13 protein-coding genes are annotated in these 16,606 nt (G+C 37.0%); 3 read left to right on the top strand and 10 right to left on the bottom strand.

Annotation, left to right across the window (positions count from 1 at the left end):
• The first annotated feature begins 90 nt into the window (after positions 1 to 90).
• Together R2S57_RS24195 and R2S57_RS24190 are read left to right on the top strand one after the other, a co-directional pair.
• A complete protein-coding gene (locus tag R2S57_RS24195; RefSeq protein ID WP_316847497.1) occupies positions 91 to 744 on the top strand; it encodes a TetR family transcriptional regulator C-terminal domain-containing protein in 654 nt (217 codons plus the stop codon).
• Positions 745 to 751: 7 nt separating this feature from the next.
• The gene (locus tag R2S57_RS24190) at positions 752 to 2,056 is read left to right on the top strand and encodes an ABC1 kinase family protein (protein WP_316847496.1); all 1,305 of its coding nucleotides are present in this window, start codon (positions 752 to 754) and stop codon (positions 2,054 to 2,056) included.
• Positions 2,057 to 2,104: 48 nt separating this feature from the next.
• On the opposite strand, the gene R2S57_RS24185 is transcribed toward R2S57_RS24190, so the two are convergent.
• Positions 2,105 to 2,506, bottom strand: coding sequence for a hypothetical protein (locus R2S57_RS24185; protein ID WP_316847495.1), 402 nt, complete (start codon positions 2,504 to 2,506; stop codon positions 2,105 to 2,107).
• A 53-nt stretch (positions 2,507 to 2,559) separates the two neighbouring features.
• Positions 2,560 to 2,916 carry a two-component system response regulator gene (locus R2S57_RS24180; protein WP_316847494.1) on the bottom strand — a complete coding sequence of 119 codons (357 nt, stop codon included), beginning with the start codon at positions 2,914 to 2,916 and terminating at the stop codon, positions 2,560 to 2,562.
• Between the two features lie 268 nt (positions 2,917 to 3,184).
• Here R2S57_RS24180 and R2S57_RS24175 point away from each other — a divergent pair, with 268 nt between their 5' ends.
• Entirely contained in the window at positions 3,185 to 3,787 is a 603-nt protein-coding gene (locus R2S57_RS24175) for a GIN domain-containing protein (RefSeq protein WP_316847493.1), read from the top strand.
• A 72-nt stretch (positions 3,788 to 3,859) separates the two neighbouring features.
• On the opposite strand, the gene R2S57_RS24170 is transcribed toward R2S57_RS24175, so the two are convergent.
• From R2S57_RS24170 to R2S57_RS24135, 8 genes are all read right to left on the bottom strand, one after another.
• Positions 3,860 to 5,389, bottom strand: coding sequence for a retroviral-like aspartic protease family protein (locus R2S57_RS24170; RefSeq protein ID WP_316847492.1), 1,530 nt, complete (start codon positions 5,387 to 5,389; stop codon positions 3,860 to 3,862).
• A 5-nt stretch (positions 5,390 to 5,394) separates the two neighbouring features.
• Positions 5,395 to 7,020 (bottom strand): S8 family serine peptidase, encoded by a 1,626-nt coding sequence (locus R2S57_RS24165; protein ID WP_316847491.1) that lies wholly within the window; start codon positions 7,018 to 7,020, stop codon positions 5,395 to 5,397.
• A 24-nt stretch (positions 7,021 to 7,044) separates the two neighbouring features.
• Complete coding sequence (locus R2S57_RS24160) at positions 7,045 to 8,463, bottom strand: TlpA disulfide reductase family protein (RefSeq protein ID WP_316847490.1); 1,419 nt, start codon at positions 8,461 to 8,463, stop codon at positions 7,045 to 7,047.
• Positions 8,464 to 8,469: 6 nt separating this feature from the next.
• The gene (locus tag R2S57_RS24155; protein ID WP_316847489.1) at positions 8,470 to 9,327 is read right to left on the bottom strand and encodes a putative zinc-binding metallopeptidase; all 858 of its coding nucleotides are present in this window, start codon (positions 9,325 to 9,327) and stop codon (positions 8,470 to 8,472) included.
• A 19-nt stretch (positions 9,328 to 9,346) separates the two neighbouring features.
• A complete protein-coding gene (locus R2S57_RS24150; RefSeq protein ID WP_316847488.1) occupies positions 9,347 to 10,825 on the bottom strand; it encodes a RagB/SusD family nutrient uptake outer membrane protein in 1,479 nt (492 codons plus the stop codon).
• Positions 10,826 to 10,835: 10 nt separating this feature from the next.
• The gene (locus tag R2S57_RS24145; RefSeq protein ID WP_316847487.1) at positions 10,836 to 14,459 is read right to left on the bottom strand and encodes a SusC/RagA family TonB-linked outer membrane protein; all 3,624 of its coding nucleotides are present in this window, start codon (positions 14,457 to 14,459) and stop codon (positions 10,836 to 10,838) included.
• 58 nt (positions 14,460 to 14,517) lie between these two features.
• Positions 14,518 to 15,675 carry a FecR family protein gene (locus R2S57_RS24140; RefSeq protein ID WP_316847486.1) on the bottom strand — a complete coding sequence of 386 codons (1,158 nt, stop codon included), beginning with the start codon at positions 15,673 to 15,675 and terminating at the stop codon, positions 14,518 to 14,520.
• Positions 15,676 to 15,797: 122 nt separating this feature from the next.
• A complete protein-coding gene (locus R2S57_RS24135) occupies positions 15,798 to 16,358 on the bottom strand; it encodes an RNA polymerase sigma-70 factor (protein ID WP_316847485.1) in 561 nt (186 codons plus the stop codon).
• Positions 16,359 to 16,606: the final 248 nt, after the last annotated feature.

Raw genomic sequence — 16,606 nt, 5'->3', positions numbered from 1 at the left:
AAAGCTATTATTACAATTTCATGATCAATAAAAAAATGATGATAAAAACAAGCAAATAAATTAAACGTTATACTTGTAAAAAACAGCTATATGGCAACCGCTCAACAAATTAGAAAAGCATATTTAGATTATGTTTTAACAAACAACGAAAAACCAAAATCGGTTTACGTTTTTGTAAAAAAACTTAAAATTACAGAAGCTGATTTTTATCAGTTTTTCTCTTCTTTCGAAAGCATTGAAAAAACCATTTGGTTCGAGCTTACTTTCGAAACCATTAGCAAAATAAAAGAACAGGAAGTTTGGCTTCAATATACAGCCAGGGAGAAAATGCTCTCTTTCTTTTACAGTTACCTGGAAAACCTGAAGAACGAACGCAGTTTTGTCATTTACAGCCTAAAGAACCATCGCGGTAAATTTTCTACTCCTGATGTTCTGGCCGGTGTAAAACCCATTTTTGAAAACTTTGCACAGGAAATTATTGAAGAAGGTTTGGATAGCGGAGAGCTTGCCGAACGCCGTTTTTTAAGTAAAAGGTATAAAGATGCTCTATGGATCCAGTTTGCGTTTATAGTTAATTTCTGGATCAACGATGATAGCGAAGGTTTCGAGAAAAGTGATGAAGCCATCGAAAAAGGCATTAATGTAACTTTCGATCTTTTCCAGCACTCGCCGATTGATAATTTATTAGAATACGGCAAGTTTCTATCTAGAAATGGAAAGTTTGCAGATAAGATGAGGTTTTAAACACCAGATGAAGACACAAAAGAGTATTCCAACAACCAAGGTAGAACGTTCTGCAAAATTTGTTAAAACAGGAATTCAGATCGGGGGCAATTACATTAAACATTATTCCAAAAAACTGTTCAATCCTGAAATGGACCGTGAACAACTAAACGAAGATAATGCAACCGACATCTATAAATCGTTAAGTGAATTAAAGGGCAGTGCTTTAAAAATTGCACAGATGCTAAGCATGGATAAAAATATCCTGCCAAAATCGTATGTCGATAAATTTACCCAATCGCAGTATAATGCTCCGCCACTCTCAGGTCCGCTGATTGTACGCACTTTCACCAAGAATTTCGGTAAAACGCCCGAAAATATTTTCGATAGCTTTAACCTGAATTCGAGCAATGCTGCTTCAATTGGACAGGTGCATCAAGCGACGCTTCATGGCAAAAAACTTGCCGTTAAAATTCAATATCCAGGCGTGGGCGACAGTATTTCTTCTGATTTAAAACTGGTAAAACCTTTCGCATTCCGTTTATTGGGCATGTCGGAAAGAGAATTGAATATTTACATCAAAGAAGTTGAAGAACGTTTGTTAGAAGAAACAGATTATGAACTGGAAGTTAAACGTTCCATCGAATTTTCTGAAGCCTGCAAAAACCTCGATCATGTGGTATTTCCTAAATATTATCCCGAATTATCCGGAAAACGGATTATTACCATGGATTGGATTGAGGGCTTACACTTGAAAGAATTTTTACAGACCAATCCTTCGCAGGAATTAAGGAATAAAATCGGTCAGGCTTTGTGGGATTTTTACAATTTCCAACAGCACGAACTCAGGGCTGTACATGCCGATCCGCATCCCGGAAATTTTATGATTACCCCTGATGAAAACTTGGGTGTAATTGATTTTGGCTGTATTAAAGAGATGCCAGATGACTTTTATTATCCATTTTTCGCTTTAATTTCGACAGATGTAATCAACGATAAAAATAAAACGATTGATGCGTTTAGAAAACTGGATATGATCCATGCTGATGATACGCCTGAGCAAATTGAGTTTTATCATAAATCGTATAAGGAAATGATCAGTTTATTTGCCAAACCTTATATCAGCGCATCATTCGACTTTAGCAAACCTGATTTTTTTGAGCAGTTGTACATGTATGGCGAAAAGATCTCTAAAATGCCAGAATTCAAACAAGCACGAGGGGTAAAACACTTTATATATGTTAACCGAACCAATTTCGGATTGTATACCATCTTACACGAGCTAAAAGCAACCGTTAAAACAGACACCTTTAAGCCAACGTTGAATAAGTAAAAATAATTTAGGAAGTTTAAGTGGTTTGATGAAGCCTTAAAGACTATTTTACTTTGATTGTGTGATTTCCACACCATCAAAATAATCTCCATTTTGTAAACCTATCGTTAATAACCGATCAGCATGTGTTGTATTCTGGTTCATGGTAATCAAAATTTTGTTCCCATCTTTTCGTTCCACCCGAAAATCAGCATGGGTAACAACAAAACCCTGATCCGTTTTGTTGATATTTGTTAAATCAACGTTTGCTTTGTTATAGGATATACCGCCCAACCACCAACCAGTTGATTCGGTTGTTACCACAATTGAATTAACGTTAGCATTAAAATTTACCTTTTTTTGAGATAATTTTATATTATCGCTCCATTTCCCAATTTCCGGATTCTTTTTACAAGAGGTGATCAGAAAAAATACAACAACACATGATAAGTAAAAAACACTTTTTTTCATAAAATTTAGTTTTTTATTAATACCCGGAAAAAATAAGATTCGGTTACCTAAATTTAAGCATTTTTCTTTACCACTTCAACCATATGGTCAATATCAAATGGTTTTTCGATATAATCGTCGGCTTTGCAGTCTTCCGCTTGTTGAGGTAGATTATTGGATGTTGAAGTTAATACGGCAGATACATCTTCTGTTTCAGGATCAGATTTAAGTGCTTTAATTATTTCAGATCCCTTCACTTTTCCCTTAATGTGATCATCCACGATCACCACATCAGGATCAATTTCATCTATCTTGTCTATCGGTTCCGTGGTTAAAGATGCCGTAACATCAAAACCCTCTTCTTCCAATACCTGGTCCATTATATCAAGGATATCTTTATTATCCTGAACAAGTACAACCTTTTTCTTCATAAATAAACAGACTAAAATCTTTTTAAAGATAAAGAAAAAGAATAATCCAATAACGAATCTTAAAATATTTTACAATTGATAAGTAAATGTTGCAAGTTTTCGTCTTGAATTAAAGCCTGTTCGTCGAGTATTACTGATGGCTTGTATAAAAACGCAACATGGTCTGCAACGTTTTTCAATTCACGGCGTCTTATCTACAAAACATAAACGAAAATACTTAAACGACTCGATAACAATTAATTAATATCCCATTTTAAATAAAAATATTATGAAAACCTCAATCAAATCCCTAATCGCAACTTCATTAACAGCAATCGTTTTATCATCCGCTGTATTTACAACAAGTGTATCTGCAACAGAAAAAGGTCCGGAAACCATTTTAAAAATAGCAGCTTTTAAAAGAGTTTCTGTTAAAGGAAATGTAGAGCTGACTATTATCCAGAGAAGTGCATCTGGCATTTCTTATAATGACGACAATACCGGAACTGCAAAAGTGATGCAGGATGGTGATAATTTAAAAATCACTTCAACCGGTATTGATAAAGTAAAATTAACAGTTTATGTAAACGACTTTTACAGAATTGAAGCTTCGGAAAATGCAGTAGTTAAAACTGAAGGAAAATTAACCACAAAATATCTTCAGATCTTTTTAAAAGGAAATGCGCATGCTGAAATCAATACCAGTTCTGAAGGTCTGTATACTGTAATTGCAGATAATGCAGATTTGAAATTAAGTGGTTCTACCGACAACCATACCCTGGTAATGGGTAACTCACAAAAATTAACTATCGATAGATTTGCCGCTTTAAAAACCAATATCAGCGCAGTAGAAACTGTGGCTGTAGAAAAAGAGATCGCATCAATCAAATAATATACACACACAAATTAAAAACAAAAGGCTTTCTGATCGGATCAGAAAGCCTTTTGTTTTTAACAATTAATTTTAGATTTCGAATTTCTTCAGTTCGATCTTTATTTTTTGTTGGTTGCGGTTAACTTCTAAGGGAACTTTATTTTTGGCTAAAGTTCTTAATTGCTGAGTAATCTGATCTACAGATTCAGGAACAACATTGTTAATTCTCAACAATTCATCTCCCTTTCTTAAACCTGCCTGATACGCCCAGCCATCAACGTCTGCATTACGAACAATAAATTTATCCCCATCTTTTTGAAAACCTAAACCCAAGGCATAAAGTGGTACTAATGGTGTACTGAAAGTTTTATTCGGACTTAACTGAATGTAATTTAAGTTATAATTAAAGCACATATTAAACCTGCCAATCAATGTCATTCCAAGTAAACCATGACTATTAAATCCATAAGGATTTTGTTCTTTTGGAAGATCAACCGTAACTACAGGATGTTTTAAGCTATAACCTGCAATGTCTATTTCATCTATACCACCAATCTGTGCTTTACTAACCTGATTGGTTAAATCCATTGACGAACTCGAACGTTTATTTTTCAGTTTATCTACCAAACCATTTGCATAGGTATTTAGGAAATAATTACCAGAAATACTACCGCCATTACCGGTATCAAATAAGAGCGTGCTCGGATAATTGATGTTGTTTACTTTTAAGTTAACCTCTAATTTTGCTGTATTACCGCTCAGTTTTACAGGGATCTTAGTCCCTGTTGATTGATCAAAATAACCGAAATTATAAATATTCATCTGGCTATCATCAAGATCAACCGCTACCTGATAGTCTTTTAAAAGATCGAAACCGATAATTCCGTCCATTGGCAAACCAACAACTTTTGAAAGAGAATTGAGATCAGCAACCACAACCTGTTTTCCACGGATGTTCACGCCTTCAATGTTCAGGGCTAAAGAATCGATGGTTTTAAACTGCCCACCTTTACCTGCTGTTTTGATATCAACTGCCTTTTGATTAATTTTTAAATTTAAGCTTGCAGCCAGGTTTTCGTTAATGGTTGTTGCACCTGCTCCACTGTCGAACAGGAAATTATACTTTTTACCGGCAATGGCTACATCTACAAACATTAATCCTGAAGCGCGTTTAATATTTACTTTTGAAAGCAGTTTAACTGGTTGTAACTCCTGGAAAACAGGATCTACATAACCCATTAACTGTTCGAAATGGCCAATACGCTCAAAAGTTAAAAATTTGCTCATGCGTAACCACGAAACCATTTTAGGACCTGATGTGGGAACAGCAACTTGTTTGGCATAGATTTTACCGTTCTTTTTAACAATAGCTTCATAATATACAGTATCCAAAATCACAGGATTAACGAGTTGGGGAACTATAGAATAAACATCCTTATCGTTGTATTCGGCAATGCGAAAAGATGGATCGAGTGCATCAAGTATGTTTTTAACATGATGCATCTTCAAGTTTTTACCAAATTGTTGCAAGGCATATTTGATCTGGACATCGTTTGCTTCCTGCTGTGCAAATCCATGCTGACTAACCAACAATAGCGCAATATATAATATCTTTTTCATCCTGATTATTTTGTTAGGTTAGCAGATAAACCAGCCATTTTTAAGGCCTCATAAGCATTTACAATTCCTCCGGAGACAGAAATATTCTGCAGTTTTTGTTTACCCTGCCATTCTTCCGGTAAAATGGTTACAGTTTTGATCAAGATATTCCTGATTTCAGGTGCTGTTAGATTTGGATAATACGAACGTAAAAGTGCAGCAATACCACAAACCACTGGCGAAGCCATACTCGTACCGTGCATGCCCGAATATTGATTGCCGATCATGGTAGAATACACATCGAAACCCGGAGCAAAAAGATCTACAGATTTTTTGCCGTAGTTGGAAAATCCCATGATTTCGCCAAAAGGACTGGTTGCACCAACTGTGATTACATTTTTAGCCTGTTTACCGTTGTTGTAAAACTGAGAGGGGTAGAAAACATTTTCGTCTGTGTTCTCAGTAAAATTCCCTCCTCCTCTTACAATCAAGACATCTTTTTTCTCTGCATATTGAATGGCTTCATCAACCAGCGGTTTTAACGGCGAAACGCGTTTACCAAAGCTCATATTAATCAGCTGTGCTCCGTTATCAACTGCATAGCGGATGGCTTTAGCTACATCCTGATCGTATTCATCTCCACTGGGAACCACTACCCGGACAGGCATAATTTCTACCTGATCAGCAATGCCTTCGATCCCTAGACTATTGTTCCGATTAGCCCCGATAATTCCGGCTACATGTGTTCCATGATCGGAACTTTGAAAACTCAACTGATTATTGCCCCAGTTTTGTCCTTCCTTAACATCTTCCATTACGAAGGCACGGTCATCTTTTGATGCAGCCACTAATTTATTCTGATAATTAATTTTTGCCTGACTGATCATATAATCAGCCATGGTATACAAAATATTTGCAGGTTGATCTGCACTGTATTTTGCTCCTTGTGCCCTTAGTTTTAACAACTCGAAAGCAAAAATCAAATCTTTATCATTTGTAAACTCTGGCTTTTCTTCGTTAAAAGTCTGGATGTTGACTACTTTATTCGGATAAACTTTACGGAAATAACGATCGATAGAATCAAACTTTGAAGCCATCTTCTCAGCTAAACCAATTGAAGATGCTGTTCTGTAAACATCCGATTTACGTTTAACCAGGTTAAAGTATTTTTTTTCCTCTCCCTTCAGTTTGGCAGTATCTACATTTTCATATTTACGCATCAAACGCAGGTATTCGCGGTCGTTCTCGTTAGCTGTTACCTGAATATTTCTTTTTCCGTCGGCACTGCCTAAAAAGTTCCATCCATGAACATCATCGATATAACCATTATGGTCATCATCAATTCCATTATTTGGGATTTCGTTCTTGTTGGTCCAGATTACAGATTTTAAATCTTCATGATTGATATCAACGCCAGCGTCAATTACCGCCACCACAACTTTTTTAGCTGTTTTACCCTTTAAAATTTCGGCATAAGCCCTGTTTACTTCGGTTCCATATACACTATCTTTTCCGAACGACAACAGATGCCAGTTTTGAGGATGATGAATAAACAAATCCTTTTTCTTAGTGGCCGAAAAGCCTGCTTTTTGCTGTGCATTTAAGCAAAGCGGTAGCAATAAGACCAGGAATAGTCTGCTAATTTTTTTCATTTTTAAATTGATTTGGGTTCTTTTTTATTTGGCCTGCAGCGCGGTTTGAATTAAGGTTTCGTAAGCAGGCTCAGAGGCCTGTGGTGCATGATCTTCTATAATTTTACCGTCTTTACCAATTAAGATATATCTTGGTATACCTGTAATATTATACGCTTTTTCGAAAGCCGATGCGCTTTTATCTCCAGCATGCAAATCTATGCCATTCATGTTTTTTGACTTCAAAAAATCAAGCCACTTTGTTTTGGATGCCGCATTATCGGTAGAAATAGACATGAATACCACATCCGGATTGTCTTTGTATTTCTCGCGAATTTTAAGAAAATAAGGCAATGAGTGCATGCACGGAATACACCAGGTTGCCCAAACATCGATGGCTACCACCTTTTCTTTAAAATCAGAAAGGTTTACCAATTTACCCGCGGCATCTGGAATTGAAAAATCAGGTGCTACTGCATTTTTAGAAACCTTGCTGTATTTTTCTCTTAAATCAATCAGGTTTTGTTTTACTGTTGCATCAGTGGTTTTTCCGATAGCCGCAACCATAATTTTGTCCAACTGAATATCCCAGCCACTTATCGAAAGATGGTAAATGATATTTTGACTCAATTGTTCATTAATCAACCGTTCATTACTCACTTGCTTAATTAAAAGTTCCATTTTCCCAACAGAACCATTATCAATTAAATCATCTTCTTTTATATCCTCGCCCTGGCTTACCCTTAAAAAAGTATAATAGTTGGTAATCAGCGATCTCAGTCCAATGGCTTTTAAAGAATTTACAGCAGGGTTATTCAGCGAGATTTTGTTAATGATTTTAAAATAACTTTTATCTACTTTAATAGACTGATGGCTACGCAAATATTGCAGTTTCACTTCCATATAACGCATATTGTTATAGAAATTTGCAATTGAAACTAAACCTGGTTCTTTAGATTTATTGATCAGTTTCAATTCATTGGCATACTGCTGATCCATATCCTTAACGGATAATGCCGTTTTCTTTGCCTTAATTAAATCTGCCCAGTCTACATGAATCGCATTAATCAACAAATTGTCAATAGGCGATTTTCCATTCAGTTTGATATTGCTTTCTAACAATATCTCAGGTGTGGCTACTTTTTGATCTGCTGGTCCGCCGATAACAAATGCCCCCGATTGGCGCGCCGGCAACATAATATCCAGATTTTGGTTTGGTAAAACGTAAACCGGAAAGTTATCGATCCAGTACAGCAAAGCTTCATTTGTTGGAAAATCCAAAGTAAATTTTCCGTTCTGATCAAACTTCAGTGATTTAAATAGCACCCTCCCCTTTGCAGAAAAAGCCTCCACAAAAAAACCTGAAGATTTTTCATTTGCACCTGTCCTACTTCCGGTAATCGTAGCTGAAAATGCCGAAAGCGAGAGAAATGCTAAAAACAGACTTAATATTTTCGTTTTCATAAGCAATTAAATTACACCAGCGTTTCCGATCGCTTGGAGATCGAGGTTATATTTTGTTTTATAATAATTGATGATGATATCGTATTTCTTTTTCACCAGGCCAGCAGTATCATTGGATGCTTTTAAAATTGTAGCATCAAGCTCTGCTTTGGTCTTAGAAGTAATTATAGCGATATAAGAAAGAAGATCTCTTGTAGGCTTGTTATCCTGCAAGGAGACTACGTACGATACATAACCATAGGTATAATAATTGATTGCTGTAACACCTGTTTGAGTGTAATTGGTTACGGTTAAAAAATCTGCCGGAATATCTAGCTTGCCTCTACTGTTTATAAAATTGAAAAACTCGAGATGTAAATTGTTTACATAAGTTTTCTTTTGAGCATCGGTCATCAAATCAAAATCAGCCGAAAAATTACTGAGCGTAATCTGATTGTAATTGGATAAAATGGTGTATTTAGTCGTAGGAGATGCTTTCATTCTTAAATTCTGACCAAGCAATACTTTAAATGGAAGATTATTTTTTAAGAATTCGTCGGAATAATAGTTTAACCAGTTTTTCTGAATAAATGTTAATACTTTCCCAACATAAGCTTCATCTGCAATATCTGCGGTATAACTCTCATTAAAACCATTGCCAATATATACCGGGTTGGAAGCAAAATCTACAGCACTCCATTTGTAAAGAAAAAATGTACCATATTTTTTATTAAGTTCTACCAATGCAGGATCGTAATCGTGATTGCCTTGTGGCAGTTTATATTGCACCTCAATTGTTGAAGGTGTTAAGGTTTCTTCTTTTTTACATCCCAAGAACACAGCGCTCAACAGGCTTATAGTCATTAAATATCTAAAGATTTTCATTTTCAATCTGAGTTTAGCACTATGGATTTTGGATCAAATTTGGATTGCGTCTTAATGCCTCTGTTGGCACATCTAAGGTGTAACGGCTGTCGTTCTCACTCAAAGTAACCGTTTGTGGCGACCCCGCAACAAGCTGAATCGTGTGCGACATCTCTGGCATTCCCCATCGGCGCAGGTCGAACCAGCGGTGATCTTCCATGCAAAGTTCGCGGCGACGCTCGGCTTTGTAATAGGTAAATAAGGCTTCCGGCTCTGTTATCGTTATCGGGGAGTAATTGGCTGTTTTAATCCGGTTTGATCGTAACAGGTTAATATCGGCCAGTGCTTTTGTAACGCCCGATGCATCACCACCTATTGCCTTTTGGATATAAGCTTCCGCACGGTTAAGATAGGCCTCAGCTGTTCTAAAGGCTTTGCCGTTGCTAATGGTTGGATTTGCAGTGGAGTATTTGGCAGAACCAGATTTGTATCCTACAATTACAGTAGTCAGGTAAGCGGTAGTTTTAAAACTGTAGGTAGGCCTTAAATCGCCCGTTTCAAAAGTACTTAAAAAATTATCTGAGATAGAAAAAGCAGCTTTGGCTGGAACACCAACAGCTAAGCCAAATGGCATCCCCGTTAATTCAGTTGAACTTCCATACCCCCAAATCACTTCCGGAGACGAAACGCCATAAGAGATTGGAAATAAGGGTGTAGTAATTGAGTTGTATTGTTGCAAAGCAGGTTTCCTTAATATCACTGCATCAGCATATTTTATGCTGGCATCCCAATTCCCCATGTAAAGGTAAACTCTAGATAAAAGGAATTTTGCTGCCGTTCCATTAAACTTATAAACATGGTTACCATTACCATTGGCATCAAGCAAAGGAATCGAAGTGAGCAGATCTTTCTCAATTTGGGCATAAACTTCTTTAACTGTGGATCTGGCTACAGGCGTATCTGAAACGTCGGCTGTTAAAATAAGTGGAACACCCAAATCAGTTTCAGGATGAACAGCGGTACCTACATAGGGTTTACCAAAAAGATTTACCAACACCAGGTAATAGTAAGATCTTAATGCCAATGCCTGTCCGCGGATGTTGTCTTTTTCTGTTTGAGGCCCGTCTACCTGATCAACATAGTCCAAAATTACATTGCAGCCTTTTATTCTTGCATAATAATTATACCAGGTATTGCTATAAGTTGGTGCAACATCGATGAGTTTATCGATCATATTACGTTGCCAGGTATAAACCGGAGCATATTTATTCAAACCTGCAACAATAACCGAATTCGGATTGAAATCAGACTGGATGTCGTCTGTCAATAAATCCAGATAATCGTTTAGCGTAGATTCGGCACTCAGTGCATAACCCTCTCCGGATAATAACTGATTTAAGGCCGTAGTTGTTGTAGGACGCACCAAATCCTGACTACTTTCTTCCAGGAAGTCTTTTTTGCAGGAGCTAAAGCTTATGGTTAAACAGATAAGCGTAAGTATTTTATAATATTTTCTCATGATCTACGGATTATAAACCAACATTTAGTGTTAATGAATAGGTTCTGGGAATAGGCAAACTGTTTCCGGTTACTTCGGGATCTTGTCCGTTTAATCGCTTATCAGCGATATAAAACAAATTCGTTACCGAGGCCATTAATCCAAGTGATTTTAAACCTAAATGGGTTACTTGCTTATTTGGAACGATGTATCCAAGTGATAGATTTCTCAACCGCAAAAAACTGGCGTCTACTACCCTTGCATTCGAATAATCATAAAGTGTTCTCGAAAAAACATAAGCCGAGCCACCAGGAACAATTACCCCTGTACTAGATGGTGTGCCTGCTGAAGATAATGACGGAATAATGGTATTGGCCTCATCACCAGGCTGCCGCCACCTGTCAACCAGTTCAGCCGAAAGATTTTGGAACGAATAGGGCGCTGAGCTTGCCGTAGTTGCTGTAGGATATAAAGCAGCCAAACGTTTTACATTACCGGTACTGATATAAAGAAAAGTATTTAGCGTAAATGATTTATACCTGAAATTATTGGTTAAACCACCAGTAAACTTGGGATCTAGCTGACCTGAATAAACCATTGCTTTTGTCACATCGGTAACTGCCGCAGGGTTAGTAGTTATATTTAATCCATTAAAAGTTGGATTTCCATTTGTGCCATCTAAACCGGCAAAATCGAACGACCAAATTGCTGATGAAGGGTAACCAATTTTATACAACCCACCAGAAACTGCAGTTTGCCAATCTGTTAAAGATATTGCGCCCGACTGTTGTACATTATTGGTCACTTTTGACGTATTGAAACCGATATTCCAATCAAAATCCGGAGTTCTGAATGCAGCGATATTTACAGAAAGCTCGAAACCCCTGTTGTCTACATTCCCTGCATTAATTGGCATGGTGGTTAGACCATATTCTAAGGGGATGGTTTTTTGAACAATGATATCGTATCCTTTTTTAATATAATAATCAAAAGTTCCCGATACTCTATTTTTTAAAAATGCAAAATCTAAACCCAAATTAGTGGTTTTGTTTCGCTCCCACCTTAAGTCTTTATAGGCTAAACTTTTAATGGTTAATAACGGTTCTCCTGACACTGTGCTAACTGATGAAACGCCTGATGGTATTCTGGCAATTAAATCCGGACTAAAGTTTTCGGCCACATTACCCTGAAAACCATAACTCACTCTTGCTGATAATTGATTTAACCAGTTTAGATTATCAAATAAATGCTCCTCTGCAATATTCCATTTACCGGCAATAGACCATACGGGTAGGAAACGATGGTTAGAATACTGACCGAAACGGTTAGATGCATCGGTGCGAATATTCCCGTTGATTACATATTTTTGATTGAAGTTGTAGGTAGCCGTTCCAAAATAAGATACATAATTAGACACGCGATCTGTAATTACCGGAATAGTTTGACCATATATCTGGTTGATTAGTACCCCGATTGATGTGTTAACCGTTAAAGGAACCTGTGCAAATGATTTTCCGCGATCGGGTAAATAACCAAAGTTGGTTTGACTTAAGCCATCGTACTTTGAGCTCCTCACCTCTTGCCCTACCATTACATTCAGGTTATCTTTATTTTGCCGAAGTGATCTTGAATAGTTTAAGTTATTTCGAACAGTTACAGTCTGATTACTCATTGAAAAACCGTTATATACACCGCCTATTGGTAATTGAGAAGCAAGGTATGCAACAGAGCCAGGTAATGCTGTTCCCAATGCATAACCCCTCATAACCGTAATGTAATTTGAACTTTCGGTTGCAAAGGTATTGGCAGTGGTTTGATTATAACCATAGCCTAACAGCGATTGGAAGGTAAAATCTTTTAAAAATTTATATTCCAGATTTGCTGCCATATTAATGGTGCTTAACCTATTGGTATTGCCCGTTTGCGATTGCTCGTAAAGAGCATTATAATTATATGAACCCGATGTAGTATTTGGCGCTGTGTAGAAAAAGTAAGAACCGTCATTATTAAATGCGGATATAGTTCTACTGGTATTGTATGCATATTTAAAGGGATCAACCTGATAAAAACCATCCGTTGTACTTTTAGATCCATTGAGCTTTAAACCGATGCGCAGGTTATTGGTTAAACTGCTATTGATGTTTGCAGAAGCGGTATAACGGTTTTGTTCGTTTCCCTTCGAATTCCCTTTATCGTTCATATAACCGATCGAACCATAATAGGTTGTTTTATCAGATCCGCCAGAAATACTGAGACTATGGTTCTGACTTACAGGCACCTGAAATAAAGCATCAAACCAGTCCATATTTGTAGTTTCCAATTTATTTACGCCAGTAACAAACTGTTCCTGTGTAATTTTCTTATCAAATAAACTCGTGGCTAAACCTTCATAAGAAACAGGATCTGGTGTTACGGCAAACTGCAAACCTTTGGCATAAATTTCCCTCGAAACATCTACCCGCTCTTTCGAGTTCATTAAGTTAAACTGGCCGTAGTTTGGTTTTTGAGAAGTGGTAAAATTTGTCGAATAATTGATGCTCGGCTTGCCGACTTTACCTTTTTTAGTGGTGATTACAATTACACCGTTAGCAGCCTTAACACCATAGATTGCCGTAGACGCAGCATCTTTCAGTACTGTAATATCCTGAATATCTTCAACATTCAAAAAAGCTACCGTACTACCCACCAGGTTTTTTATCGCATCGTTAGATGATTGTCCGGTAATTGAATTTAATTGCTGATAATCGAAAGGGATGGCATCTTCCTGGATAATCCCATCTACTACCCAAACCGGTTCCTGGTTACCCAGTAAAGTTGATGTACCACGCACCCTTACCTTCGGTTTCGATCCGATTAAACCCGACGAATTGGTCACGGCTACACCAGGCAACTGCCCCTGTAACAGTTTATCAACCTGATTTGTACCAGCAACCTTAATATCTTCCATTTTAACGGAAGCAATGGACCCTACAAAATCTCTTTTGGCTATATTTTGATAACCCGTAACCACTACATCATCAAGCCCTTGAGCAGATTCTTGTAATTTGATATTCATAACCAAGACTTCTGTGGTTGCGTTTACATTAACGGTTTTTATTTCAGCTTTGTAACCGATATATTGATAACGTATAGTGCTATTATCGTTCACCAAAAGCACATAGTTTCCGTTTTCATCGGTAGAGGTGGCATTTTGCTGTCCGATTTCCTGAATCGAAACCCCTGGTACAGCCATGTTCTTTTCATCAGTGATTTTACCTGTTAACCTGATTTTCTTTTGTGAGATGCTTGGTTTTCCTGATGTGCTAAAGGCTTTGGTTTTGAAAATCACAACGTCCTTATCAATCACAAAAGTGATATCTGTGCCATTTAAAAGCGTGTTTAATACCACACTTAAACTTTTATTTTTTAAAGAGATGCTCACCTTTGGATTTTTATCCAATTGATCGGCATTGTAGAAAAATTGCATTTTGGCTTGTCTGCTTACCTGTTTAACAGCATCAGATAGTTTTGCATTTTTAACGTTAATGCTGATGTTGGCCTGATTTTGAGCCTGAAGCGATGAACTGAAGATTACCAACGCGCAGATTGTTGTACTTAAAACCTTCGTTAAAAAGCACAGTTGAGGCGAAAAATAATCCTGTAAATATTTTTTCATTTAATTTTGAATAGTTTGGTTGATTTTTTTTTGATTTTGGTTTGGTTAGATGTCGTGTTTAACGTTGATCTACATATATCCTCCTGTTTTTAATACCGAATTTCACCCCGCCAGTTTGTTCGATAATATTTAATACTGTTTTGATGTCACCATATCTTTCAATTTCTCCTGAGAAATGAACCTGTTTAATTTTATCCAACTGGAATTCAACATCATAGTCATACCATAAACTCAACTGGTTCATTACTTCATCGAGTGTGGCTTCTTCGAATACAATTTTTCCATTTGCCCAGGCCACAAAAGGCATTACATCTACATCTGCTTTGCGTAAGGCCTTGGTTTCCTGATTAAATACAGCCTGCTGATTTGGCGCCAGAATAGCGGTCTGATTGCCTGCACTTTTCGCCTCAACTTTTCCCTCTACCAAAGTAGTCCGTGTTGTATTGGTATATGTATTGATGTTAAAAGTGGTACCCAAAACTTTTACATCCATTCCGTTTGCGTGTACGATAAAAGGTTTGTTTGGGTTCTTAGCGACCTGAAAGTAAGCCTCTCCTTTTTCTAAATATACCTCCCTGCTATTGGTTGCATTGATGTTTACCGGAAACCGAAGAACCGATGCCGAATTGATCATTACCGTGGTTCCGTCTGCTAAAGCCAATTTATATTCCGCACCTCTGGGGATAATCAGTTTATTAAACACCTGCTCCCCCTTTGCCACTCCATCTTCTTTATAGCTTAAAAGTGTTTTGTTTTTATTGGTAATGCTTGTTCCCGCAACTTCCGACAGTTTTTGGTTGGCTTGTTCAGAAAGTTCAACAGAACGGCCATCGGATAATACTAAAGTAGCTCTATTGTGATCTGTTGACGTCAACTTTGCCAGATCTAAAGCCACAGGCTCGTTATTTTTAATGTAATAGAAAATACCTCCGGCCAAAAGCAATACAGGCAACAATAAAACTGCAGCATATTTCAACAACGACGGCATCAAACGCAAACGCTTTGCCACTAATTGAGCGTTTACATTTGCCCAGGCATGCTGTTCGTCCAATTGCTGAAGTAAATGGTTGGCACCAGGAATCATTCGGTCGGCCTGCAGGGCATCAATCAATTCTTTTTCTTCCAAACTTAACTGTTGAAGCAATTGCTCATCGGGCAACTCATTGTTGTTTAACTGTTGGATTACCTTAATCCAGATATTTTCTGATGCGTTCATTTTTTCTTCGGCGGATTAATATATAGTATAATTGATGTTAATTTAGGGTGACAGCAGTATTAAAAAATTATTAAATAATTTTCAACAAACTGATTATCAATTAAATAAAATTTATATTTTGATTAGAATTTCCCTTTACCTAAGAGGATGGCAATAAAAATCACAGCGAGCGGATCTTCGGCAGCTTTGGCTTTTAAGAAGGCATAAGCTCTCTTCATCTGCGTTTTAACGGTATTGATGGAAATGTTATTGGCTTTTGCAATATCTGCATAACTTAAGCCGTCCACTACGTATTGCATAAAAACTTTCCTGCGTTCATCAGGCAGGAGGTTAACCAAACCGAGAACCTTTTCGTCGGCAGTTTCTTTTATGAGCAAAGCCTCTTCTTCTTCCAGGTAATCGGTTTGAATGCTTAACGGTGTATGTTCGGTTAGTTCAACTGAAAGCGGTTGTTTTTTAAGGAAACTTAAAGAAAGGTTTTTAACGGCACGGGTAGCATAAGACTGGAAAGAAGTTTCGATACTTACTTCATTGCGCCTGTTCCAGAAATTGATAAAAAAATCCTGAGTAATATCTTCGGCAGCAGCTTCGTCTCTAACAATTTGATAGGCCACAAGCACTAAAAACTTATAATGTTTCTTAAACAAGTTTTCGAATGAGGCTATATCGGAGTATTCTGCCAATTTAATTAAGAATAAGGATGATTGATAAGGAATATCGGTTGTAAAATTAATTTAAAACTTTACAAAAAGAAATATAGTGAGGTATTTAGAATAATTATACTTGTTTTTTTTATTATTTAGCCACGGAACCACAGAAAACACGGAGTATTCTATGAGTCCTTTTTAGTTTTATCATCCTTAAAAAAATTTTATTTATAAAATCAATGACAGGAGTTATTAATAGAGATAAATCGCCTCAAATTATCGTC

Origin of the sequence: Pedobacter psychrodurus (genome assembly GCF_032678585.1) — a bacterium.
GTDB classification, from domain to species: domain Bacteria; phylum Bacteroidota; class Bacteroidia; order Sphingobacteriales; family Sphingobacteriaceae; genus Pedobacter; species Pedobacter psychrodurus_A.
The sequence above is the reverse complement of the archived record's forward strand: the minus strand, read 5'-3'. Positions and strand labels throughout refer to the sequence as shown.

Bases quoted from the DNA above. Each gene is read 5' to 3' on its own strand.
- R2S57_RS24170 (WP_316847492.1), bottom strand. From the start codon at position 5,389: ATGAAAAAGATATTATATATTGCGCTATTGTTGGTTAGTCAGCATGGA.
- R2S57_RS24165 (WP_316847491.1), bottom strand. From the start codon at position 7,020: ATGAAAAAAATTAGCAGACTATTCCTGGTCTTATTGCTACCGCTTTGC.
- R2S57_RS24175 (WP_316847493.1), top strand. From the start codon at position 3,185: ATGAAAACCTCAATCAAATCCCTAATCGCAACTTCATTAACAGCAATC.
- R2S57_RS24185 (WP_316847495.1), bottom strand. From the start codon at position 2,506: ATGAAAAAAAGTGTTTTTTACTTATCATGTGTTGTTGTATTTTTTCTG.
- R2S57_RS24180 (WP_316847494.1), bottom strand. From the start codon at position 2,916: ATGAAGAAAAAGGTTGTACTTGTTCAGGATAATAAAGATATCCTTGAT.
- R2S57_RS24150 (WP_316847488.1), bottom strand. From the start codon at position 10,825: ATGAGAAAATATTATAAAATACTTACGCTTATCTGTTTAACCATAAGC.
- R2S57_RS24140 (WP_316847486.1), bottom strand. From the start codon at position 15,675: ATGAACGCATCAGAAAATATCTGGATTAAGGTAATCCAACAGTTAAAC.
- R2S57_RS24160 (WP_316847490.1), bottom strand. From the start codon at position 8,463: ATGAAAACGAAAATATTAAGTCTGTTTTTAGCATTTCTCTCGCTTTCG.
- R2S57_RS24195 (WP_316847497.1), top strand. From the start codon at position 91: ATGGCAACCGCTCAACAAATTAGAAAAGCATATTTAGATTATGTTTTA.
- R2S57_RS24190 (WP_316847496.1), top strand. From the start codon at position 752: ATGAAGACACAAAAGAGTATTCCAACAACCAAGGTAGAACGTTCTGCA.
- R2S57_RS24145 (WP_316847487.1), bottom strand. From the start codon at position 14,459: ATGAAAAAATATTTACAGGATTATTTTTCGCCTCAACTGTGCTTTTTA.
- R2S57_RS24155 (WP_316847489.1), bottom strand. From the start codon at position 9,327: ATGAAAATCTTTAGATATTTAATGACTATAAGCCTGTTGAGCGCTGTG.